The 24,423-nt window shown below is 50.8% G+C and carries 17 protein-coding genes; 6 read left to right on the plus strand and 11 right to left on the minus strand.

The genetic code is table 11. The annotated features are described in order from the left end of the window. A partial coding sequence (locus AC1RVX_RS00250; RefSeq protein ID WP_493214582.1) for a hypothetical protein occupies positions 1 to 233 on the plus strand: 233 nt, incomplete at its 5' end. Positions 234 to 256: 23 nt separating this feature from the next. On the opposite strand, the gene icmF is transcribed toward AC1RVX_RS00250, so the two are convergent. The 4 genes from icmF to AC1RVX_RS00270 all read right to left on the minus strand — a co-directional run bounded on the left by icmF (position 257) and on the right by AC1RVX_RS00270 (position 10,191). Beyond that, positions 257 to 3,535 (minus strand): fused isobutyryl-CoA mutase/GTPase IcmF, encoded by a 3,279-nt coding sequence (gene icmF, locus AC1RVX_RS00255; RefSeq protein ID WP_493214583.1) that lies wholly within the window; start codon positions 3,533 to 3,535, stop codon positions 257 to 259. A gap of 292 nt (positions 3,536 to 3,827) precedes the next feature. Then, positions 3,828 to 7,475 carry an indolepyruvate ferredoxin oxidoreductase family protein gene (locus AC1RVX_RS00260; RefSeq protein WP_493214584.1) on the minus strand — a complete coding sequence of 1,216 codons (3,648 nt, stop codon included), beginning with the start codon at positions 7,473 to 7,475 and terminating at the stop codon, positions 3,828 to 3,830. A gap of 568 nt (positions 7,476 to 8,043) precedes the next feature. After that, positions 8,044 to 9,060 carry a LacI family DNA-binding transcriptional regulator gene (locus AC1RVX_RS00265; protein ID WP_493215142.1) on the minus strand — a complete coding sequence of 339 codons (1,017 nt, stop codon included), beginning with the start codon at positions 9,058 to 9,060 and terminating at the stop codon, positions 8,044 to 8,046. Between the two features lie 231 nt (positions 9,061 to 9,291). After that, positions 9,292 to 10,191, minus strand: coding sequence for a LysR substrate-binding domain-containing protein (locus AC1RVX_RS00270; protein WP_493214585.1), 900 nt, complete (start codon positions 10,189 to 10,191; stop codon positions 9,292 to 9,294). 313 nt (positions 10,192 to 10,504) lie between these two features. Here AC1RVX_RS00270 and AC1RVX_RS00275 point away from each other — a divergent pair, with 313 nt between their 5' ends. After that, a complete protein-coding gene (locus tag AC1RVX_RS00275; protein WP_493214586.1) occupies positions 10,505 to 10,987 on the plus strand; it encodes a nuclear transport factor 2 family protein in 483 nt (160 codons plus the stop codon). On the opposite strand, the gene AC1RVX_RS00280 is transcribed toward AC1RVX_RS00275, so the two are convergent. From AC1RVX_RS00280 to AC1RVX_RS00300, 5 genes are all read right to left on the minus strand, one after another. Continuing rightward, the gene (locus AC1RVX_RS00280) at positions 10,957 to 12,156 is read right to left on the minus strand and encodes an acyltransferase family protein (RefSeq protein WP_493214587.1); all 1,200 of its coding nucleotides are present in this window, start codon (positions 12,154 to 12,156) and stop codon (positions 10,957 to 10,959) included. The genes AC1RVX_RS00275 and AC1RVX_RS00280 overlap by 31 nt on opposite strands. Positions 12,157 to 12,279: 123 nt before the next feature. Further along, entirely contained in the window at positions 12,280 to 12,984 is a 705-nt protein-coding gene (locus tag AC1RVX_RS00285; RefSeq protein ID WP_493214588.1) for a LytR/AlgR family response regulator transcription factor, read from the minus strand. 18 nt (positions 12,985 to 13,002) lie between these two features. Further along, on the minus strand, positions 13,003 to 14,031 hold the full coding sequence (locus AC1RVX_RS00290) for a sensor histidine kinase (protein ID WP_493214589.1): 1,029 nt from the start codon (positions 14,029 to 14,031) through the stop codon (positions 13,003 to 13,005). 34 nt (positions 14,032 to 14,065) lie between these two features. Beyond that, positions 14,066 to 15,004, minus strand: a complete 939-nt coding sequence (locus AC1RVX_RS00295) for a LysR substrate-binding domain-containing protein (protein ID WP_493214590.1) — start codon at positions 15,002 to 15,004, stop codon at positions 14,066 to 14,068. A gap of 20 nt (positions 15,005 to 15,024) precedes the next feature. Further along, positions 15,025 to 15,471 (minus strand): Lrp/AsnC family transcriptional regulator, encoded by a 447-nt coding sequence (locus tag AC1RVX_RS00300; RefSeq protein ID WP_493214591.1) that lies wholly within the window; start codon positions 15,469 to 15,471, stop codon positions 15,025 to 15,027. 125 nt (positions 15,472 to 15,596) lie between these two features. Here AC1RVX_RS00300 and yedA point away from each other — a divergent pair, with 125 nt between their 5' ends. Beyond that, positions 15,597 to 16,499 carry a drug/metabolite exporter YedA gene (yedA, locus tag AC1RVX_RS00305; protein ID WP_493214592.1) on the plus strand — a complete coding sequence of 301 codons (903 nt, stop codon included), beginning with the start codon at positions 15,597 to 15,599 and terminating at the stop codon, positions 16,497 to 16,499. 20 nt (positions 16,500 to 16,519) lie between these two features. On the opposite strand, the gene AC1RVX_RS00310 is transcribed toward yedA, so the two are convergent. Continuing rightward, positions 16,520 to 17,569, minus strand: coding sequence for a GGDEF domain-containing protein (locus tag AC1RVX_RS00310; protein WP_493214593.1), 1,050 nt, complete (start codon positions 17,567 to 17,569; stop codon positions 16,520 to 16,522). Between the two features lie 393 nt (positions 17,570 to 17,962). On the opposite strand from AC1RVX_RS00310, the gene AC1RVX_RS00315 reads away from it, so the two are divergent. Continuing rightward, entirely contained in the window at positions 17,963 to 18,586 is a 624-nt protein-coding gene (locus tag AC1RVX_RS00315; RefSeq protein WP_493214594.1) for a methylamine utilization protein, read from the plus strand. A gap of 105 nt (positions 18,587 to 18,691) precedes the next feature. Then, the gene (locus AC1RVX_RS00320) at positions 18,692 to 21,076 is read left to right on the plus strand and encodes a bifunctional diguanylate cyclase/phosphodiesterase (RefSeq protein ID WP_493214595.1); all 2,385 of its coding nucleotides are present in this window, start codon (positions 18,692 to 18,694) and stop codon (positions 21,074 to 21,076) included. Positions 21,077 to 21,097: 21 nt separating this feature from the next. Here AC1RVX_RS00320 and AC1RVX_RS00325 read toward each other — a convergent pair whose 3' ends face one another. After that, positions 21,098 to 22,810 (minus strand): sensor domain-containing diguanylate cyclase, encoded by a 1,713-nt coding sequence (locus AC1RVX_RS00325; RefSeq protein ID WP_493214596.1) that lies wholly within the window; start codon positions 22,808 to 22,810, stop codon positions 21,098 to 21,100. A gap of 297 nt (positions 22,811 to 23,107) precedes the next feature. On the opposite strand from AC1RVX_RS00325, the gene AC1RVX_RS00330 reads away from it, so the two are divergent. Beyond that, the gene (locus tag AC1RVX_RS00330) at positions 23,108 to 24,256 is read left to right on the plus strand and encodes a tetratricopeptide repeat protein (protein ID WP_493214597.1); all 1,149 of its coding nucleotides are present in this window, start codon (positions 23,108 to 23,110) and stop codon (positions 24,254 to 24,256) included. The last annotated feature ends 167 nt before the right edge of the window (positions 24,257 to 24,423 follow it).

A 24,423-nucleotide genomic window follows, 5' to 3' on the forward strand; every position in this document is an offset into this window, starting at 1 on the left:
GACACGCTGAGAAATTCATTCAGCGGGATGCAGTACAAGGCGCAAAGCGCAGCAATACGTCGGTATTGCGAGCATTTACAACGCCGCTATGCGCCCGCCAATTCGAGATAATCTCAACCGATGCCGTGCATGACACGCTGAGAAATTCATTCAGCGGGATGCAGTACAAGGCGCAAAGCGCAGCAATACGTCGGTATTGCGAGCATTTGCAACGCCGTAATGCGCCCGCTTAATGGATTTATCAGCGTGTCATCAATTACATGTTGCGTCGGTACTGCCCCCCAACTTCGAAAAGTGCCGTAGTAATCTGCCCCAGCGAACAAACCCGCGCCGCCTCCATCAATTTGGCAAACACATTCTCATTATTAATCGCTGCCTGCTGCAAGGCAGCCAGTGCCTTCGGTGCCACATCAGCATGACGGCTATGGAAGTCAGCCAGGCGCTGCAACTGCGATTGCTTTTCTTCTTCGGTAGAACGCGCCAGTTCTATTTTTTGTGGCGTGTCATTGGCTTTTGGATTGCGGAAGGTATTCACACCGACGATGGGCAGGGTGCCATCATGTTTCAGGTGTTCGTAGTGCATGGATTCTTCCTGTATCTTGCCGCGCTGATAGCCAGTTTCCATGGCACCCAGCACGCCACCACGTTCAGCGATGCGTTCAAACTCTTGCATCACCGCTTCTTCTACCAGGTCGGTCAGTTCTTCGATGATGAAGCTGCCCTGGATGGGGTTTTCGTTCTTCGCCAAACCCCATTCACGGTTGATGATAAGCTGGATCGCCAGGGCACGACGTACCGATTCATCAGTAGGCGTGGTGATCGCCTCATCATAAGCGTTGGTGTGCAGGCTGTTGCAGTTATCGTAGATTGCAATCAGGGCTTGCAGCGTGGTGCGGATATCGTTGAAGTCTATCTCTTGCGCATGCAGGGACCGGCCGCTGGTCTGGATATGGTATTTGAGTTTTTGGCTTCGGTCATTTGCAGCATACTTGTCGCGCATGGCCACGGCCCAGATACGGCGGGCGACACGGCCCAATACCGTGTATTCAGGGTCCATGCCGTTGCTAAAGAAGAAGGACAGGTTGGCCGCAAAATCATCAATGTGCATGCCACGTGCCAGATAAGCTTCGACAAAGGTGAAACCATTCGACAGCGTGAAAGCCAGCTGTGAAATCGGATTCGCGCCAGCTTCAGCAATGTGGTAACCAGAGATAGATACCGAATAGAAATTGCGTACCTGATGATGGACAAAAAATTCCTGGATATCACCCATAACCTTCAGTGAGAATTCTGTCGAGAAGATGCAAGTATTCTGCCCCTGGTCTTCTTTCAGGATATCTGCCTGCACGGTACCGCGCACATTCTGCAAAACCCAGGCGCGTATCTTGGCAGATTCATCGGCAGTCGGCTCACGCTTGTTATCGACGCGGAATTTATCCATCTGCTGATCAATAGCCGTATTCATAAAGAAAGCCAGGATGGTCGGTGCTGGTCCATTGATAGTCATGGATACCGAGGTGGCCGGGTCACACAGGTCAAAGCCATCATACAAGACCTTCATGTCTTCCAGCGTCGCGACGGAGACGCCGGAATTGCCAACCTTGCCGTAAATGTCCGGACGTATGGCCGGGTCTGCACCGTACAGGGTGACAGAATCAAAAGCAGTCGACAAACGCTTGGCGTCCATGCCCTGCGACACCAGCTTGAAGCGACGATTGGTGCGGAAAGGGTCGCCCTCACCTGCAAACATGCGGGTTGGGTCTTCGCCTTCACGTTTGAAGGCAAATACACCTGCGGTGAAGGGGAAAGAACCGGGCACATTTTCCAGCATCAGCCAGCGCAGGATTTCGCCATGATCAACAAAGCGCGGCAAAGCCACCTTGCGTATCTTGGTGCCTGACAGGGATTGCTGTACCAGACGGGTACGGATTTCCTTGTCGCGGATCTTGACGACATATTCATCACCGGCATAAGCCGCCTGCATGTCGGGCCACATGTTGATAAGTTTTTTGGATTCGCCATCCAGGCGGTTTTCGCGTTCGGTAATCAGCTCATCAAAATCAGCCAACTTGCCAGCGGCTGACAGCATGCGCTTGCTTTCTTGCAGTTGCTGGCGTTCACGCGCAATCAAGACCTGCTTGCCAGTGTTCTTGTGATAGGCACGTACGGTGTCTGCAATCTCGGCCAGATAGCGACTGCGTGCTGGTGGCACGATGACATTCTTGCCGCTGGAAAATTTGACATCAATAGCTGTCAGTTTGCTGGGTTTGGCCAGCAAACCCCGTTGCACCAGCACTGGCAAAATACCCTGATACAACGCCGTCACACCGTCATCATTGAAGCGTGATGCCTGGGTGCCATAGACTGGCATTTGATCTGGCTTCTGGCTCCATAATTCGCGGTTACGCTGGTATTGTTTGGCAACATCGCGCAGGGCATCCTGTGCGCCCTTACGGTCAAATTTGTTGATGGCGACAAAATCGGCAAAGTCCAGCATGTCGATTTTTTCCAGCTGCGAAGCGGCACCAAATTCTGGCGTCATCACATACATGGAGACATCAACATGCGGCACGATTGCCGCATCACCCTGGCCTATACCTGAAGTCTCGACGATCACCAGATCAAAACCGGCGACCTTGCAGGCGGCGATGACATCCGGCAGGGCTTGTGAAATTTCTGAACCTGCTTCACGCGTTGCCAGTGAACGCATGAAGACCTTGAGCTTGCCCTTCCACGGGTTGATGGCATTCATGCGTATGCGGTCACCCAACAAGGCACCGCCAGACTTGCGACGTGAAGGATCGATGGATATCAGGGCGATGTTCAATTCGTCATCCTGGTCCAGTCGTATGCGGCGTATCAACTCATCCGTCAAAGAAGATTTACCGGCACCACCAGTCCCGGTGATACCAAGGGTTGGCACCTTGCAGTCTTTGGCAGCGTCTATCAACTGTGCACGCAACTCTGGCGCGACCTGGTCGTTTTCCAGCGCGGTTATCAATTGTGCCAGTGGACGGTGTTTGTCGGCGATATCGCCATTCTGCAATACAGACAATGCAGTGGGCGCGTAGCTAGACAAATCACTGTCGCAAGCCTGTATCATCGACAGGATCATGCCCACCAGACCCATGCGCTGACCATCTTCCGGGCTGAAAATGCGGGTCACGCCATAGGCATGCAAATCCGCTATTTCTTCCGGCACAATGACACCACCACCACCGCCAAATACCTTGATATGCGCACCGCCACGCTGTTTCAGCAGGTCTATCATGTATTTAAAGTATTCAACATGACCACCCTGATAACTGGAGATGGCGATGCCTTGGGCATCTTCCTGCAAGGCGGCAGTGACAATTTCTTCTACTGAGCGGTTATGGCCCAGGTGAATGACTTCGGCACCATTCGCCATCAGAATGCGGCGCATGATGTTGATTGAAGCATCGTGGCCGTCAAACAGGGAGGCCGCTGTTACAAAGCGGACTTTATTGGCAGGTTTATATTCAGTCAGGTTCTGGGCAACGGACAGGTCAGTCATGTCTTCCTCATCGGTCTTGTTTTACTTCAGCAAAGATTGCTATTTCGCAAATTTTTTACTGGATTTGGGTTAAGCTAAGTTATATGACGTTAACGTAAACGTCAATATGAATATGTAATTTGGCAGCCCCAGCCTGTATGCGGCTTGCAGCAGTAAAATGTCTGGAAAGCGTCATGGATACTGGATCTTAAAATCAGTAACGTCCGCAACAGAAAATTTGCCTGCAGGCCGGCTTTGCCGGGCTGGCAAGGCAGACAAACATGTCTGCCTTGCCACAATGCCATCAACAGCATCAAGCCACGCGTGTCACTTCTTTGATAACTGTTGTTTTTTGCGGGTTCAGCAAAGCTGCCTTTTCTGCATGATACGCCTGCACGGATTTTTCTTTCACATGGCCATAACCACGGATTTTTTCAGGCAAACTGGCCAGTGCTATGGCTTGTTCCAGGTTGTCAGCATTCAGCCCGGCGGCCAGTTTTTCCATCAACGCACGGTATTCCACGATCAGGGCACGTTCGGCCTTGCGTTCTTCTGTACGGCCAAAGATATCCAGTGCGGTACCACGCAAACCCTTGAGTTTGGCCAGCAGTTTGAATGCCTGCCAGACCCAGGAACCATATTGCGCCTTGACCAGATGACCCTGAGCATCCTTCTTCGAGAAAATCGGCGGTGCCAGATTGAATTTCAGGCTGAAGTCACCTTCAAACTGTTGCTTGAGTTTTGCTGTGAAATCGCCGTTGGTGTACAGACGTGCGACTTCATACTCATCTTTATAGGCCATAAGCTTGAAGGCATATTTGGCAACTGTCATGCTGAATTTGTTGCCAGTATTCAATGCTGATTCTGCCTTGCGTACCTTGTCAACCAGGTCTGCATATTGCTGGGCATAGCTGGCATTCTGGTATTCCGTCAATACGGTAATGCGACGCTTGATGAGTGCATCCAGACTTTGCGGCATCTGGATGATGACTGGCTGGCCGGGAATAGCAATTTTTTCTACGCGGGCAAAATCCACAGCAGCACGACGCCCCCACAGGAAGGCTTTCTTGTTGGCTTCTATCGCAACACCATTCAGCTCTATCGCCCGTAGCAAGGCTGTTTCAGACACCGGTATCGCACCCTTCTGGTAAGCGAAACCCAGCATGAACAGATTGGTGGCAATAGAATCGCCCATCAGAGCAGTTGCGAGTTTGGTAGCATTGATGAAATCCACCTTGCCATCCACCGATTCCGAAATCAGGTGTTCCACTGATTCCAGCGGGAATTGCCAGTCTGGGTTCTTGGCAAACGGGCCAGTAGGCTGTTCATGGGTATTGATGACAGCACGGGTACGGCCAGCACGCATTTTGGAAATGGCGTCATGCGCACCGGCGGTTAAGATGTCACAGCCCAGAATCAGATCAGCTTCACCGGTTGCAATACGTTGTGCGCGCAACTTGCCAGCCTGATTGACGATGCGTATATGCGAAGTCACTGAGCCATTTTTTTGCGACATACCAGTCATATCCAGCACCGATGCGCCCTTGCCTTCCAGGTGTGCAGCCATGCCCAATAACGCACCGACGGTGATCACGCCAGTACCACCTATACCGTTCAGCAGGATGTTATATGAGCTTTCACAAGCTGGTAAAACAGGATCAGGCAAGGCACCAAAGTCATCAGTCTTTGCCGTACCAGTTTTGGATTTGACCAGCTTGCCACCTTCTACTGTGACAAAGCTGGGGCAGAAACCCTTGACGCAGGAATAATCCTTGTTGCATGACGACTGATCTATGCTGCGCTTGCGGCCAAATTCTGTTTCCACCGGCATGATGGACGTACAGTTGGATTGCACGCCGCAATCACCACAGCCTTCGCAGACTGCTTCATTGATGAACATACGTTGATTGGGGTCGGGGAACTCACCTTTTTTGCGGCGACGACGCTTCTCAGCCGCACAGGTCTGGTCATAGATAAGTACTGACGCGCCCGGTATCTCGCGCAATTCACGTTGTACGGCATCCATGTCCTTGCGGTCATGCAAAGTTACAAAGCTGGGCAGGTTGGATCTGTCGGTATAGCGTGACAAATCTTCTGTCACCAGAGCAATGCGCTTGACACCTTCTGCTGCCATTTGCTGCGCCATCATCGGCACACTGATGATGCCATCAACAGGTTGACCGCCCGTCATGGCAACGGCATCATTGTATAAAATCTTGTAGGTGATATTGACCTTGGCTGCCACAGCAGCACGAATTGCCAGATAACCTGAATGGAAATAAGTGCCATCACCCAAGTTCTGGAATACATGCGGCAAGGTCGAGAATGCAGCCTGACCTATCCACGGCGCACCTTCGCCACCCATATGAGTCGTCAGCTTATTGAATTCAGGGTAAATCGCGGTTGCCATGACATGACAGCCGATACCTGCCAGGGCAAGACTGCCTTCCGGCACCTTGGTCGAGGTATTGTGCGGGCAGCCAGAGCAATAATAGGCAGGTCGCGCCGGTGTATTGACTTGCTTGCTTAAGACCACATCCTTGGCTTCCAGAAATGCCAGGCGCGCCTTGATCAGGTCACTGGTATGAAAGCGGGCAATGCGTGCTGCAATCACACGGGCAATTTGTGCCACAGAGAAATCAGCTTTCGAGGTCAGCAGCCATTCACCACGCGGATGTACCCATTCACCTTTTTCATCGAATTTGCCAATCACGCGTGGACGTACGTCATCGCGCCAGTTATATAGTTGTTCTTTCAGTTGGTATTCGACCATCTGGCGTTTTTCTTCAACGACCAGTATTTCATCCAGCCCTTGGGCAAATTCGCGCACGCCATCAGGCTCCAGCGGCCAGGGCATGGAAACCTTGAACAGGCGTATGCCTATCTCGGCTGCAAATTTCTCGTCTATGCCCAGTTCTTCCATAGCTTCCAGCACGTCGAGGTAAGACTTGCCGGATGCCACGATACCCAGCCTGGCGGTCGGGCTGTCTATCGTCACATGGTTGAGCTTGTTGGCACGCGCATAGGCCAGGGCCGCATAGATTTTGTAATCCTGCATCAGTGCTTCCTGCTTGCGTGCCTGTATGCCCAGCGTATCCAGCGACAGCCGCGTATTCAGGCCGCCTTCGGGCATGACGAAATCTTCGGGGATAGTGATTTGCAGACGGAATGGGTCGGCATCAACTGACGAAGTTGACTCCACCGTGTCAGCCAGCGCCTTGAAGCCCACCGCGCAACCGGAGAAGCGCGACATGGCCCAGGCATGCAAGCCCAGGTCCAGGTATTCCTGCACATTGCTGGGATACAGCATGGGGATCATGCAGGCAGAGAAAATATGGTCAGACTGATGTGGCAACGTCGAAGAATACGCACCATGATCGTCACCCGCCACCAGCAAGACGCCACCATGTTTGGATGTGCCTGCATGGTTCATATGCTTGAACACGTCAGCGCTGCGGTCCACGCCGGGGCCTTTGCCATACCACATGCCAAACACGCCATCGTATTTGGCCGGGCCGATCAGGTCTACGGTTTGCGAGCCCCAGACAGCAGTTGCGGCCAGATCTTCATTGACGCCGGGCACGAATTGCACATGGTTTTGTTCCAGCAGTTTTTTAGTTTTCCACAATGTTTCATCCAGGCCACCCAAAGGCGAGCCGCGATAGCCGGAAATAAATCCCGCCGTATTCAAGCCAGCAGCCAGGTCGCGCTGACGCTGCATCATGGGCAGACGAACCAGGGCTTGTATACCGGACAGGAAAATGGTGCCGCTGTTCGACGTATATTTATCGTCGAGCTGTACATCATTCAATTGCGGGGGGCTGGTGATCTGGCTGGCTTCCAGCGCGTCTATGGTGTCGGTAGTTGGTGTCGCAGGAACTTCATTACCAGTTGTGGCTCTGGTTTTAGTCGACGGCAGGGACGAGAGTCCAGCAGACTCCATAGTGGTGTCGGATGACATAAGGTGGCTCCAAAATTTGTGATTTAGATCGCAAAGAGCATGCGTTGCATCCGGTAAGACACAATTTTGCTCAGAGCCTATAGTGAGGTATCAGAGATAGGCTCTCGTTGCGTTGGCAGTGATAACTACCATTTTATTCGAATTCGACACAAAATTCGATGTCAAGACATTACGTATCTGTCACAGCATTACCCTGTAACAATATGCAAAGCCTGAATTTCATTGTGCATCGAATCAAAGAGACATCAAAGAAAGCTTTCGAAATTTCGCTGCAGCGCTTTCTCGACTTCCTTTGAAATCTGCTGTGTTCACAGTGTAGGCTGAATGCCGTGATATGGAAAATATGGAATTAAAATAGGACTATCATGAAAAGTGATAGCCCTATCCCGTTTCACATATCATTGTTTATTGGCAAAAATGGGAGCGAAACGCTCTCGAATTTCTCAGTGCTGAAGATGGCAGCGAACGTGATGGAATTGCACCGCCCAACAGCCAGAATTGAATAATGTTTGTTTTCTTGCGTCTTCTTTGTCCGCTATTTCCATATGAGGTGCCACATATTTCCTGTTCAGGCTGCTTTGCGACGCTTTGACAGGGATGCACGCATAGTCACGGAAATTTTAAAATCTCTGGCTACAGTGCGCTTGGTCCCATAACAGCGATTCAACAATTCGTGTAGCGCATTCAAGGTGACGTCGCGCCAGGGAATATGCACCGAAGTCAGCGGTGGTGCGGCAAAGGCAGCGCTCATGGTGTCATCGTAACCAATGACTGAAACATCGCGTGGCACGGCAATACCTGCCTGCTGAAAATAAGACAGCGCGCCAAGTGCCATTTCATCATTGGCACAAAACAAGGCGGTAAACGGACGACCAGAGTTGACCAATTCCCTGGCTGAATTCCAACCACCTTGTGGCGAAAAATCACTTTCGGTTATCCACATACTAGCCGTATCAATACCTGCGCTATTCAGTTCCCCCAAAAAGCCGTTGATACGATCCACATTATCTGCTGCACTGGCCGGGCCAGCGATGACTGCAATTTTCTTATGTTGATGGGCCAGCAAGGCCTTTGCCGCCATCACTCCCCCCATTACATGGTCTGCTGTAAAACACTGCTCACTCAATTGCTCTGAACTATGGTTCAACACTACCAGCTTCGAACGCTTGGTGCCGAGGACGGCAAAGTCGTCATCAGTCAAAATATTGCTCATGACTATCAAGCCATCACAACCGCGCTCCATCAAAAATTCTATTCCTTCCACACCTTGCTTGCGCTCATCACCAATACCTACGCCGAAAGCAACCACCATATGCAGGCCCGCAGCGCGTAATTCCGTGTCCAAGGACTGCAGTATGGGCATATAAAATGTCCCATTAAGCACAGGGATATATACACCGATCATTTGTGAGCTGCCAGACAGAAGGGATCGTGCCGCATGAGAAGGACGAAAATCCAATTCTGCAATAGCTTTCCTGACCCGTTCTTGCGTGCGCAATGAAACCGAACCCTTGCCGCTTACTACCCGCGAAGCAGTTCCAAGTCCCACACCCGCCAGTCGGGCTACATCTTTAATGGTCGCCAATTGATTCTTTTCCATGATTAAAGCTTCGGCCAGTATATTAAATGTTAATCACACATGGCGTCTGCATTCAGATTAGGGACGCATTTCAGTTCCGGCATCAAACGTCGATACGCGCTTCAGGCCCAGAAAGGATACTTTAATCGGCATATGCAAAATTGTCACTGTTGGTTTATCGCTTTAGGAAACCTCTCCCGGCAGGAGGTATTCGTTGTCCTATGTGGGATTGACGATTTAATGACTAGCCATTTTTTCCCGTAGTTGCGCAACGATGAGGTCAACAAAACTTCTGACCTTGGCAGACGCGTAGCGGCTTTCCCGATGCACTACATGCACCGGCAAGGGTGCCGTTTCATAGTCAGCTAACAAGCGTATCAATTGCCCAGTCTTGAACAAAGCGTCAACTTGATACGACAATAGACGACTGATACCTAATCCGGCCAGACTGGCTTCAATCGCTGCATCATTGCTATTGATAGTCAGACGTGGTTTGAATCTGAATGCCGGGCTTTGATCACGATGGCTGAACCGCCACTCAATCATAGGTGTAACGCCCGATGCAGCAATGATGCGATGCGTGTGCAATTGATCAGGATGCTGCGGCTGACCAGCTTGTGACAAATACGCCGGTGACGCACACAAGACCCGTCGTATTTGCCCGACCCGGATGGCTTTCATGCTTGAATCCGGCAACTCCCCTATGCGTATGCCGACATCCACTCCCTCTTCCAGCAAATTCACCACCCTGTCCAGAAACAGGGCCGATACATCCATCGCCGGAAATTGTTGCAAATAATCAACAATGCTTGGCATCACAAACATTTTGCCAAACAGAACCGGCGCTGTCACGGTCAAATGGCCGCGCGGCTCTGCATTGACACCTGCGGTGGCTTCGTCAGCCGCTTCGACATCAGCAATGATACGTCGGGCATCGTCCAGATAGCGTTGTCCAGCTTCGGTCACCCGGACATACCGTGTACTGCGGTTGAGTAATTTGACACTGAGCCTCGCTTCCAGAGCAGCTATTGCACGCGTTACAGCAGGCGGTGACATCGCCAGACGGCGTGCTGCGGCAGCAAAGCCCTCTTCTTCTGCAACGGCGACAAACACTGTCATCAAATGTAGTTTATCCATAGGTGTATCAACACTCCCTAAGAACCTGTTCACGATCTTGCTGCGCGGGCGCAATCGGAGTCCATGCGGGGCTCATGCGCTGGTCAAAATGCTCATGTACCAGAGTACATTCCGCTTTTTGCGCTGCGCTTAGTTACCCTTACCCCGCTGACGCTCGCTACAGATTTTGAACAGGTTCTGATGATTATTCCGATTTTTACAATAATCAATTGTAAGTGCTGTGTATTCTGCATACAAACAATATTGCGTACATTAGAGGGCAGATCAACACCAGCAAGCTGAGACCTTCAGCTTTTTCAGAGGAGAGTCCAAGATGAGTAAGCTACAGGAAGAAGCGCGTCCACCATTTCCACCCTTCACGCTGGAAACAGCCATACAGAAAGTACGTCTGGCGGAAGATGCCTGGAATAGCCGCGACCCGGACCGGGTGGTACTGGCTTATACGCTGGATACAATCTGGCGCAATCGCCATGAATTTCCTACAGGTCGCGAAGAAGTCAGGGAATTTTTACAGCGCAAATGGGCGGCTGAACGCGAATACCGTCTGATAAAGGAGTTATGGGCCTTCCGCGAAAACCGTATCGCTGTGCGCTTTGCCTACGAGAGTTGCGATCATGACGGTAACTGGACACGCTCTTATGGCAATGAGAATTGGGAGTTTGCCGACAATGGCCTGATGCATAAACGCCTGGCCAGTATCAATGATCTGCGCATCAATGCAGACCAGCGTCTGCTCCACTGGTCACAGGGTCGCAGGCCGGATAATCATCCCGGACTGAGTGACCTGGGTTTGTAAACAGAACCCATATCGAGCCCAAACAGGGGGCGCAAGAAAAATACCCTGCGCACAATCTCATAGCTGACAAAGCAGGTTGCTGCCGTCAGGGCAACCAGCAGGACACCCTCGCTCAAGGCAGGCAATGCCAGTGGCTTCAGGCTATGTGCCATGATGACGATATAAGTCTGATGCAGGATATACACGGGAAACACAGCCTGCGTCAGATAGCGCCTTGCCGGGCCGTCAAAGTTCAGGTATTGGCGCGCATAGGCACAGGCAGCGATGATTGCCGACCAGGCCATGCAAACCCATACCAGACGTTGCGCCATAAGCAGCCATTTGGGAATATCGTCAGTGGCAAGATCAAAATAAATGATGAGCAAGATCCAGCTGCATACAGCCAGCTTCAGTGCCAGCCAGCGCACGGTTGCCAGTTCTTGCCAGAAAGCGCTGGAATTGGCGATCAGCGCACCAAACACAAAGACAAACAAATAGCAGGCATGGTTATACCAGTCAGCAACCAAACCATGATTCGGCGGGAAATCACTCAATAAAACCATGCGTACCACAGCCAGATAGGCAATCGGCAAGACCAGTATACGCCAGCCTTTCATCTGTTTTTCCAACCATGTGCTGGCTGTCTGAAACCAGTCTGGTTTGACAGCCAGCCATAGCCACAGCAATACAGTGTAGACCCACAGATAGGCAACAAACCACAGGTGGTTCCAGGTCGGCAAGTCCAGGGTCTTGCCTTCTATTTTAAAACCACGATAGGCATGCACATACAATTGCATGAAGTCACCGTAGCTGCCAGCATAGGCTAATTTTTCCACCACTTCCAGATAGGCTTGCGGTGGCACCACGACCAACATGCCAAAGATCAACGGCAACAAAAGGCGAATGCTGCGGCTACGCAGGAATTGCCCTGGCCGGATTTTTTCCAGCATGAACGCCGATGCCACACCGGAAATAAAAAACAGCAGGCTCAGACGCCAGGGGCTGGTCAGCATCATCAGCGGCTGTATGGCTGAACTGGCATGCGGGCTTTTGACATGCCAGCCCCATTCCACATAATACATACCGACGTGATACAGGATCAGCAGGAAAAAGGCGATGATACGAACCCAGTCAAGAAAGTACAGGCGTTGTGACGGCAAGCTGATGGCAGATGTGGATGAGGTCGGCATGATGGTGGCATTGGCATTGTTATGAACACAAGGCCAGATTAAAGCCCGACCCGCCTAAGTACGAGGAAAATGTGACCAACTGGATTTGGGCCGGGGTGAACTGGACGATGGGAAGGATACATATCAATGCAGGCTGCCCAGTTGCTGGACGACTTCCTCTCTGTACTGGCGGCTGCAGGGCAGGCTGGACCCATTGCGCAATACTAATTCGGCATCCCCTTTTTGCACTGGCAATACCTGGATGATCTGGTCCAGACGTACGATGTGGCGGCGATGGCAACGCACAAAGCTGTCACCAAGACGCTCATGCAGGCCGGACAATGTCTGGCGCATCATATGCTGCTCTTGTGCGGTGCAGATCAGCACATAATTGTCCGCGGCTTCCACGCGCACAATATCTGCCAGTTTAATGACCAGGACACGCCCCTTTTCACTTAACAACAAATGCTGCTCAGCACCTGTCTTTCTGGTGCTTGAGCTACGTTCGTGCACTCTATGCATGGCGCGCAAGAATCGTGCTTCATCATAAGGTTTGAGCAGATAATCGATGGCATTTGCGTCGAAGGCTTGCAGGGCAAACTGGTCATACGCCGTCACAAACACAATCAGTGGCACAGGCGCAGTCAGTTGGCTGGCAACGCTGATACCATCCATTTCTGGCATCTGTATGTCGAGGAAAACCAGTTCGGGTTTGTGCTTCACAATACTGTCCAGGGCTTCCTTGCCATCCCTGGCTTCGATCACGCTGGCATCGGCTACATGCTCAGCCACCAGCCGTCTGAGTTTGTCCCTGGCATAGGCTTCGTCATCGACGATAAGGATTTTCATGGTGTTTAAATCCTGTACTCAGAGTGGCACGCGCAGTTCTGTCATGACACCTGCGGGTGCCAAGGCGCGTAAAGTCAGACTGGCCTTATCTGCATACAGCACTTGCAGGCGCTGGCGCAAATTGCTGATGCCGACGCCGCTGTTATCTCCTTTTTCTGTCAGGCATCCGGCATCATCCTGAATACACAGTACCAGTAGTCCCTGTTCAGCATGGGCGCTGATATGGATACGTGTCAGTTGTGTGCGCTTTTCCACCGTATGCTTAAAGCTGTTTTCAAGTATGGTCTGCAAACTCATCACTGGTACCCGGCAACACAGCACATCGCCGGCGATGTCCCAACTGAGTTCTACCCGGTCAACAAAACGCAAACTCATCAGCCGCGCATAGGCTTGCAATAACTCAAGCTCATGCCGCAACTCAGTTTCCGATTGCTGCCCCAGATCAAGGCTGGCACGCAAGAGTTCAGCAATTTGGCTCAAGGCAGTATCGGCCAGTTTGACATCGGTATACATCAGGGATGAAATAGTATTGAGCACATTGAACAAAAAATGCGGCTGCATCTGTTGCGTCAGTCTGTGCAATTGCGCCTGCCTCAGCAATGCCTGGGATTTTTCTGCATTTTCCTTTTCTTCCAGCAGGGATGCATAAGCTTGCAGGCCAAATATCACGACATAGAATATGCCAAAGAACAAGAATATCTTACTGCATTCATACACCATCACCTGGCTCCAGCCAGCATGACTATAGGTCAACCCCAGCAAGGTATACACCACATGACGCAGGCTATATACCAGGACGACAAATGCAATACTGATCAGGGGCAGCGGCAGGATTTGCCGCAAAAACCATTTTCCTGGCGTTTGCAACAGCACGCTGTCAGTCAGTTTGCGTCTTTGTATCAGTAACAAAGCAGTACCGACGAGGGCAGATGAACCTTCCCAGAAGATCGGTTCCCAGATATGTCTGCCGCCATTCTTCAAATGATCTTGAACAGCAACGGCCATCATCAAAAGCCAGAACAACACCCAGCCGACCAGTAAAGGCATTCTGATCTTTTGCCAGAATCGTTGATGGCTCATCTCAGGCAGACACCAGATTTCTGGCTCCCAGCCACTTGCCGCTCTGGCTTAATTCGCTGGTCAATTCCAGTACCAGTTTTTCCACCGCCATGGCAGCGTTCGTCAGCGGGATGTTTTTGGATGCACATAAGGTAACCGTGCGTGAAAGCTGCACATCACTGATGGGGCAGGCACGCATCTCGCCTCTTTCAATTTCTGCCAGCATGGGGGAAACCGGCAAGATAGTCGCCCCCATATCCGCCAGCAAGGCCGATTTCAAAATCGCGATGGAAGTAATGTCTATCACCTGCTCTATGCTTTTACCCTGTTGCCTGACCACCTGCTCTATACGTGGCCGTACACCATGCTGAATGCTAGGCAGTATCAGGGTCGCCTTCAGGGCCTGTTCCAGCGTAATGGATTTGCGCTTGCAGGCAAATTGTGAATCGCTGCGGGTGATATACATCATCTCTTCTTCAACCAGTGGTTTGGTAACGAAGCCGCCCAATTGCCCATCATCAAACAGGATGGCGAGGTTCAGCCGTCCCGAGCGCAATTGCTCAGTCAGGTTACCGGTCAATTCCTCTGTCAATTGAAACACGATATCCGGGTACGCTGCCCGCACCGCCTTCAGCAGTGGGAAAGCCAGTGCGCCCGATGCACTCTGCGGTATCCCCAAAGCAACCGTGCCACGCGGTTTGTCAGTGGATTGTGCCACGGCTGACCTGGCATCGCTGACCTGTTTCAATATCGCCTGCGCATGTTCGTAAAATATTTTGCCAGCATCGGTGGCCTGCATGCCTTGGGCAGAGCGGTGCAAGAGCATCGCCCCCAGTTCTTCTTCCAGTTGCTGCAATTGCTGGGTCAGTGCTGGCTGCACGATATGCAGCACACGTGCCGCGCGTGACAGCGAGCCGTGATCGACGATGGCAACAAAATAGCGTAATTGGCGCAGTTCCATTTTCTCGCAATTCCATTTTTTTATTCAACAGGCTTGATCGCTCTGCGCTCTATTGACGATGACAGGATCAGGGAAGTTGAGGTCACACCACAACGTGCCAGGCTGGTGATGACACGCTCAAGCTCACGCACCGATGGGGCAACCACTTTCACGATTACGCAATCTTCACCGGTAATTGCATGGCATTCAACTACCTCCGGCACTTGCTCGGCAATTTTTAGTACCGGCGTATCGGTTGCACGACTGGCAATGCGGACAAAGGCAGTGATCCCATAGCCCAAGGCTTCAGGATTGACTCTGGCATGATAGCCGGTGATGACATTCGCCGCTTCCATACGCTTGACTCTTTCTGCCACCGCAGGCTGGCTCAAGTGTATGCGACGGCCAATTTCGGCCAGTGTAACCCTGGCATCAGCCTGCAAAATCTCCAGGATTTTGCCATCCATTGCATCCAATTCCAGCTTCATGGTGAAACCCTCTTTTTTCTGTGAGATTAAAAGAAATGTACCTTATTTACCTTTGTTTATCCATTCAAAACCATATCTCACTGACATACACTGGAGCACGATAATTCATTGCACAAGAGAAATTCATGCGCCACCTGCCCCGTCAAGTCCTGTTCGCCCTGCTGACCGTCTATATCGTCTGGGGTTCCACTTATTTCGCCATTCAGGTCGCATTGAAAGCTTTCCCACCCTTCATGATGATAGGTACGCGCTTCCTGATGGCTGGGGCAATATTATATATTTGGCAAAAATGGCGAGGTGCAGCCAACCCGACTTTGCGTGAATGGCGGGATGGCGGCATCGTTGGCATCCTGATGCTGGGTGGTGGTACCGGTCTGACAGCGGTAGCCCAACAATACGTGTCGTCTGGCTTGACAGCAGTATTTATCGCCTGTTCGCCAATGATACTGTCGGGTCTGTCAGGCCTGTTCGGTGACTGGCCAAAACGACGCGAATGGCTGGGCATAGTCTGCGGTTTTATTGGTGCAATGTTGCTGGCTTCAGATGGCCAATTTTCCGCCAAGCCACTGGGCATACTGTTTTTGCTGGGTGCGGTATTGAGTTGGGACGTGGGCTCTATCCTGTCGCAAAAGAAACTTAAGATGGCTGCTGGCGGTATGGGTTTCGCCAGTGAAATGCTGGTGGGTGGCCTGTTCCTGGTCCTGGTCAGCCTCTTCAAAGGTGAGCAACTGACTGGTGAAGTCACCTTCAACGCCGTCGCTGCCTGGGCCTATCTGGTAGTCGCTGGTTCATTGCTGGCGTTTACTGCCTATATGTACTTGCTTTCCAAAGTCCCAGCAGGACTGGCCGCAAGCTATGCCTATGTCAACCCGGTCATAGCTGTGGGTTTGGGAGTGGTGTTTGGTGGTGAACATCTGTCCGTGCGTGAAATGCTGGCAATGAGCATTATCCTCGGCAGCGTTATCGTGCTGACCGGCGCACACAAGAAAAGCAAGGAACAAACTGGCAAGGAACAGACTGCAAGCTGAAAACTGTTTGCCTGACAGTTTTAGAAAAATTCAGCCGTATCGTTGGAAACCTCAGTGTGCAGGTCACCACTGGCGACCAAGGCATCATAATAGCAAGTGCGGTTGCGGCCATTGGTCTTGGCAAAATACAGGGCCTGGTCGGCACGACCGACGATAGCCACGGCAGGCTCGAACGGATCTATGCGTGCATAACCTATGCTGATGGTGACTGTACCAACTTGCGGGAAATGATGCTGCTCCACATTTTGACGGAAACGATCAAAGATCATTTGAGCATCTTCTTGCGAAGTCGAACGCAACAAAATTACAAATTCTTCCCCGCCAAAACGAAACAGGCGGTCCGAAGGGCGGAAAGAACTACGCAGCAGATTGGCAATCAGAATCAGGACTTCGTCGCCATACAGGTGACCAAACTGGTCATTGACGCGCTTGAAGTGGTCGATATCCAGTACCGCCAACCAATGCTGACGTTCTGGCTCATGACGGCGACGCTCTTCTTCCTCGCGCTCGGCTTCTGAGCTGGCCTGTTGTTGCAGTGCACTATTTCGCAGTACTTTGGAAAAGTTATCATCAAAAGTCTTGCGGTTCAGCAAACCGGTCAGGGAATCACGTTCACTGTAATCAAGCAGGTTCTGAAAGTTTCTGTACACGATCAGCATACCGTTCACGACTTCCATTGCATTCGCCGTGTAGTTGGCTGGTTTATAAATTTCCAGACAGGTATGCAGCTTATCGTTGATCCAGATCGGCAGCCAAACTATCCTGCCACCTTCGATCAGATGCTCAATGACGGATTGTTGCTTGGCGATACCTTCTTTTAATTGCGGATAATGCTCTATTAAATCATTCACCGTCGGCGTAGTATGAGATTCGTCAGCCATGGCCACCGAACCTTCTTGAATGGTAATCTGAGGCTTGATAAAAACTTGCTGGCCAACGGAAACGACATCCAATACCCGTGCAGACTCTGCATTCGTCAATTGACACAGAGCCGTAATCACTGAAATATTCAGTAAGTCATGATCGCGATGTCCGGTAATTTCTACCAGATGTTTAATGATGGATTCCATGCCCTTTATCCTGCACCTTAGAACCTGTTTACGATCTGTAGCGAGCGTCCGTCAGCGGCGTGAAGGCAGCGCAAAAAGCGGAATGTACACTGGTACATGAGCATTTTGAGCAGCACATGAGCCCCGATCACGTGCGCGCAGTAAGATCGGAAACAGGTTCTTACTGCATTAACACTTCGTAAGACAGTACCGACAATACGCACATTGCCAATTTACAATAGTATATCAAGTCAAGGCAGACCGTCACCTGATTATCTGCAAACAATCTTGCAGAAGACAAATTGCCCCGTCGCGTAACTCTGGCGATTCACGTCTGGCATTCTATAGCGCGCGGAACTACAGTAATATAGAGTGGCATCATTTCAATAATAATTTTTTGATAAGGTGTAAATTATGCGGAACAAGCAGTCATTTTTTTTCAGCTATAGCGTTGCTTGCATAACAGCAACAGGCATATTATCAGCTCTCCCTGCGGCTGCCAGTTCCGTCATCCAGATAACAGACAATAGTGGGCAGGCAGTGCAAGATGCTGTTGTCTATGCTGAACTGCCAGCAGGACCACAGCTTACCAGGTCAGCTACGGCAGAAATTCAGCAAAAGGACAAAAAATTCATCCCGTTTGTCACAGTAGTACAAACTGGTACATCAGTATTTTTCCCGAATAATGATACCGTCAGGCACCATGCCTACTCGTTTTCGCCGGCCAAGCCCTTTGAACTCAAGCTGTATTCAGGCAAACCAGCGGCACCCGTGGTATTTGACAAGGCCGGCACGGTGATCGTCGGCTGCAACATCCACGACCAGATGGTAGCTTACATCCAAATCGTTGATACCCCTTATTTTGCCAAAACGGATGCCAACGGCACAGCCCACCTGACTACCATTCCAAACGGAAAATATGTGTTAAAGGTATGGCATCCCAAACAGCCCCCCGGCATGACGATCCAGGAGCAAAACCTGCAAGTTGATGGCAACGCAACGCCAGTGATTGTCAAGCTGAATTACAAAGCAGGATAATCAGTTCCCTGCTGTGTTTGCCTGATGACCGTTGCAAATGACGTGGCCGCAAACCCAAAATTTCAGCAAGAATCATTGTTTACGTGTACACATCGAGGATAATTTATGCGTCTGCATAGTCTGGAAAGCCGTGTTGTTACCTTGTTTATCGGTCTGCTTCTGACCCTGCAACTGGTTGGTTTTTTCGCCATTCGTAATGCCATAGACAGCAATGCCCGCAGTGCTGTCGAAGAAAGTCTGAAGCTTAACGAAAAAATCCTGCTACGCCTGCTTGATCAAAACGCGCAAAAACTGATACAGGGTGCCATCGTTCTGGCAAAGGAATATGCCTTCCGTGAAGCCATAGGCACACATGACACAGAAACCATCGTCTCTACCCTGTCAAATCATGGCAAACGTATAGGTTCTGACCTGACCATGCTGGTTGGCCTGGACAGGAAAATCACAGCCTCGTCCAGCACCACTTCTGGCGGCAATCTTAGCCACAGCCTGCAGCAATCCGTCGCGGCCCTGATACAGCTGGCCGAAAAATCCGGCAGTGCTGCCAGTACCGCCATTGTGGATGGAAAGCCTTATCAAATGGTAGTAGTGCCAATTGAAGCACCAGTCACCATCAGTTGGGTTGTCATGACCATCCCCATAGGCAAGACCCTGGTCGGAGACATGCATGAATTGTCGCTGATGCAGATCAGCCTGCTGACAACAGAAATGAATGCAGAAGGAAAAAATCGCTGGACTTCGAATATATCCACACTCAACGATGAACAGGCTGGCAAACTGGCACAACTGATTCCTCCGCTGGAAAATAAAGTCAGCTACCTGCCGAACATGCTAATCGATGATGATCAGTACAGCACCCGCATCATCAAACTGGCGCAAAATGAGCAGGCCACAACCATCGCCGTACTGCAATTGTCCATCAGTCAGGCCGTAGCCCCTTACAAAAAACTGCAACTGAACCTGTTGATATTGACTGTTTTCGGTGCCGTCATCGCCAGCATCATCAGCGCCATTACCGCACGCCGCATTACCGGTCCAGTAAGACAGTTGGCAGAAACCGCCAGACGCCTGGGTGCGGGTGATTATACGGCCACCATCAATGTTAAGCAGAAAGACGAAATCGGCGACCTTGCGCGTACCTTTACCACCATGCGTGACGGCATCGCCCAGCGCGAAAAAGAAATCAGCCGGCTGGCGTACTGGGATACTCTGACCAATCTGCCAAACCGTGCCCTGTTCACCGACATGCTGGGAGAAGCCATTAACACAGCCCGCTCACATGAAAAATCCTGTTATGTGCTGATGATGGATCTGGACCGTTTCAAACATGTGAACGATGTCATGGGCCATCGTTTTGGCGACATCCTGTTAAATCAGGTCGCCATTCGTCTGTCGAATGAACTTGGTGCCGGAAGCACCAAACCAGCCCGCCTGGGTGGGGATGAATTTGCCATCCTGCTGCCTAACGGCACCAAGGAAGAAGCGATGGATCTGGCCAACCGGATTTTGCGTTCACTGGAAAAGCCCATTTCCATAGAAGATCAGACCGTGGACCTGGGCGCTGGTATAGGTATCGCCGGTTTTCCCGAACATGCCAGTGATACCCAGACTTTGCTAAGCCGGGTGGAAGTCGCGATGTATGCCGCCAAGTTGGGTAATAGTGGTGCCGTGATTTATTCGCCGGACATCGACAAGGGTAGCCAGCAAAGCCTGTCACTGCTCAGCGAATTACGCGCTGCGCTGGAACAGCAGGCATTTCGCCTGTATGTGCAACCCAAGGTTGAACTGGATCATGGCCAGGTAATCGCAGTGGAAGCGCTGGTACGCTGGATGCATCCCGAACGCGGTTTTATTTTCCCCGACCAGTTTATCCCTTTTGCTGAGCAGACAGGTTTCATCCGCCAGTTGACGCACTGGGTCATGAATGAAGCCGCCCGTGTATGCCATCTCTGGAACACTCAAGGTCTGCATTTAAAAATTTCCGTCAATATTTCTACCCGGGATTTACTGGATCAGGACTTGCCCGCCAAGTTCGCGCAGATTCTGCTGCAACATCAGGTGGACGCCGCATCCTTTTGTCTGGAAATTACCGAAAGCGCCATCATGGATGACCCGGTCAGGGCCTTTCAGACCCTGGACCGTCTGCACGCCATGGGCCTGGATTTATCAATAGATGATTTTGGCACCGGCTACTCTTCACTGGCCTATCTGAAACGCTTGCCGGTAGATGAACTTAAGATCGACAAGTCTTTTGTATTAAAAATGGAAAAAGATATTGATGACACCAAAATCGTCAAGTCCACCATTGATCTTGGCCACAATATGGGTTTGCGCGTCGTCGCCGAAGGTGTAGAAAATGCAGAAGTCATGGCGCTGCTTAAAGAGCTGGGTTGTGACCAGGCCCAGGGTTATTTCATCAGCAAACCCATGCCTTCAGCTGATTTACCAGCGTGGCTGGAGAAATGGCAGCAAAACAATCCTGCAGCCTGACCCCGCCATGGCAGGCGAGGCTTACACCAGGTGAACAGACTGTGCCGATTTGCGATCACGCTTGCGATTGTACATACGGCTGTCGGCTATCTTGATCAAGCGCACATAATCTTCGCCATCTTCCGGAAAGCTGGCCCAGCCGATGGAAACGCCGACACTGACGATAACATCATCCAGTGATATCGGCTGTTCGACCACGCTGCAAATCTTCTCCACCATATTATTAATGTCGATGGAATTTTTGGTGTCTTTGAGCAGTAGTACAAATTCATCACCACCGTACCTGGCTACTTCATCTGTATCACGTATGGCTGAACGCAGGCGTGCCGCAATAATCACCAGTGCCTTGTCCCCGGCATCATGCCCATGATTGTCGTTGATCGATTTAAAGCGGTCCAGGTCGACAAACAACAGCGTAAATCCTTCGATTTTCCCCGGGTGATCCAGCGCCTGTTTTTGCAGGTAATTGATCTGGGCAAACAGGGATTCACGATTGGCGACCTGGGTCAGCTTATCAAAACGCAACTTGTTTTCCATCTCAACAAAGGTTTGTGCCAACTTGCCGATTTCGTCTGTGCGGGTGATGCGCAAGCTGGGCATGGGTTCACCATTGCCGAATTTTTCTGCTGCAGAAGTCAGCTTGCGGATGTCTCTGACCACCCGTTCAACAATCGTCAACCCTATTGTCAGTGCGAAGACTATGCAGGCCAAGGCAATCACCATGCTTTGCAAAAAGCCTTGATTGATGCTGCTCATGAAATCCGAACGCGGCACTGCCACCACCGTCTGCCAATTCAGCCCCTGGCGATTGCCCAGCGGCGAAACAGCAACATCTACTGTGCCAATGCTCAGTTCCATGGATTGCGTGCCTGCTGTCAATGCTGCGACGTTACCCAACGGTCGGAATGTCTGGTTGATGAGTGGCGTTTTCATGTCAATAGCACGCATACGTTCTGGTACGCCATTCACTGTTCTTTCTGGTATTTCCTGTCCCGAAGTGGCAACGATAAAACCTTCTGCATCGACAATATAGGCCACACTGTTTTTGCTGATTTCCAGCTTGCGCAGGAAATTAGATAACTCCTTGAGTGTAAGATCCGTCGCCACGACACCGACAAATTCATGGTTCTTTTGATACACCGCCTTGGCCAGGGTAATGGTGGGGTAATGGAAAGAAAAATTATTATAGATTTTTGACCAGACTGGTTTTTCTGAATTCCGCGCAGCCTGATACCAGGGCCTCACGCGTGGATCAAATGCATCGCTGCGCAACATTTCAGAACGATCACCCACATGGCCCACGCGATACACCAAACGCTTGTTCCATTCCGGTTCACGCCAGAACAATTGCACCATGCCGTTTGAGATGCGATAGACGCCAACAAAGCGGCCATCATTGCCACCAAAATACACGTAATTATTGACGTCCATGAAGAGGCCACTGGCAGCCCAGAATTTTTCTTCCAGTATCTTCATATCGGTGGAAAATGCCTGTTCCTTGGGAACATTAGCAACGCTGGGGGCTACCGATTCAAGCGCAATCAATGCCCCATCCAAATGCTTTTCAGTCGCATGATTGATGCGATTCACCATGTCTACCAGTATGCGCTGAGTCAACGTATACACGGCATCCGTCCCGGCCTTCATGGAGACCCAACCTATGGCGGCAGACACACCGATCACCAGCACGGTAATCGGGATCACCAATTCACGACGCAACGACGAACGACTCATACTCTGGCTCAAAAACGACAATATCTAGTTCAGGAAAAATTCAGGAAATACTTTACATGGCGAAAAACAGAGTACATGTCTTGATTTCGATTTTTGGTGGCTGAAAAAATTAAGCTTTTCAGTATATACCGTTAAAAATTGTTAAAACCAACTTCTGTGTCGGCACAGGAATTAAATCTTGCGTATTGTGGTAGTTCACGACACAAAATTGACGTTTGCACTCCACTTTTCATTCATTTATTTCAACAATTGAATCGCTTCCCATCAAGAACATTTCTCTTTGGTAAGCAGCATACTATGGACTTATACGCCACCGATAGCGAAGTTAAACAGTTAGAGCAGCGTTTCACCGAAATGGTAGCGCATGAACAACTGTCTGGTCTGCTGAAACTGGCATGGAGTCTGCGTCAGCGCGACAGCCGCCAGGCACTGCGCTTGTGTGATCAGATAGCTACATTATTGAATAATTCCAAAAGCTCAGAAGCGGATAAAGCACTAGTGTATCTGCGTCTGCAATTGATACGTGCAGAAGAACGTTGGCTGCATGCTGACCTGGACGTTGCCGCCAATATCGTACATGCCATACTCAGACATCCTGAAGTACATCTTGATGCGGCATGCCTGAGTGATGCCCATCACTTGCTCGGTTTCATTTTTTCTGATCAGGGCAAGCATGTGGAGTGCGATATTGAAATGGCAATCTCAATTGATGAAGCCAGCAAAGTTGACGATATCCTGCGCCGTCAATGTTCGGCAGCAGCCCTGGCACGCATCGCCGTCCTGCGCGATGACAGGCTGGCAAAATTCTATTTTGATCGTCATTTTGAAACCAGGAATCCGCCACAGGATATCCATCCTGGCCTCGCAGCGCTGATGAATGACTTCCTTGGCTTGCATGCGGGGCTGAATGATCAGTTTAACGATTCCATCACATTTTTGGACAAAGCTTACAGATGTTATCTACAGTCCGGGCAAATCCGGCGCGCCATTCTGACAGCAGCGAATTTAGGTTATACCTACAATAAGATGAATAATTACGAAGCGGCCCTGGAATGGCAGCAAAAAGCATTAAAGCTGGCAAAGCCAGCTGGCTGGCCCCCCAGCATCGGCAATTGCCTCATGCAGATCGGTGACACGTTACGGAAAATGGGCTCACTGGACGCAGCAGAACAAATGTTGCATGAGTCCCTGGAGCAGTTGTCCATGCTAACCAATTCCCGCAATTATGCGCTGACTATCAGTGTGCTGGCCGACATTGCCCTTGATCGCCGCGACTATCATCTGGCGCAAAATTTATTCACGCAGCTTGCCATGCTTCCTGGCGCGCAAGAACAGGCAGATTTGCAAGAAGTCGCCAGCCAGGGTCAGGCAATGGCGCAGGCAAAAATGAAAACATCGGGGCGCGACACTGCGTGCGTGTCCGCAACACTGGCGATGAAACGCTGAAACCAGCAGTCAAGCTGTGTCAATTCTGTTATATGCTGGCAAATATGCAGGACGAAATAAGCCAGCTAAAACTCTCTTGATCTCACCCACGGTTAAACTATCTGATATCACGTCCAGCACGTAATATTGCCATGTCGAATAAACGAAGCCTCTCGTATCCCGGCCAG

The organism is Undibacterium sp. GW821-FHT11B02 (assembly GCF_058808955.1).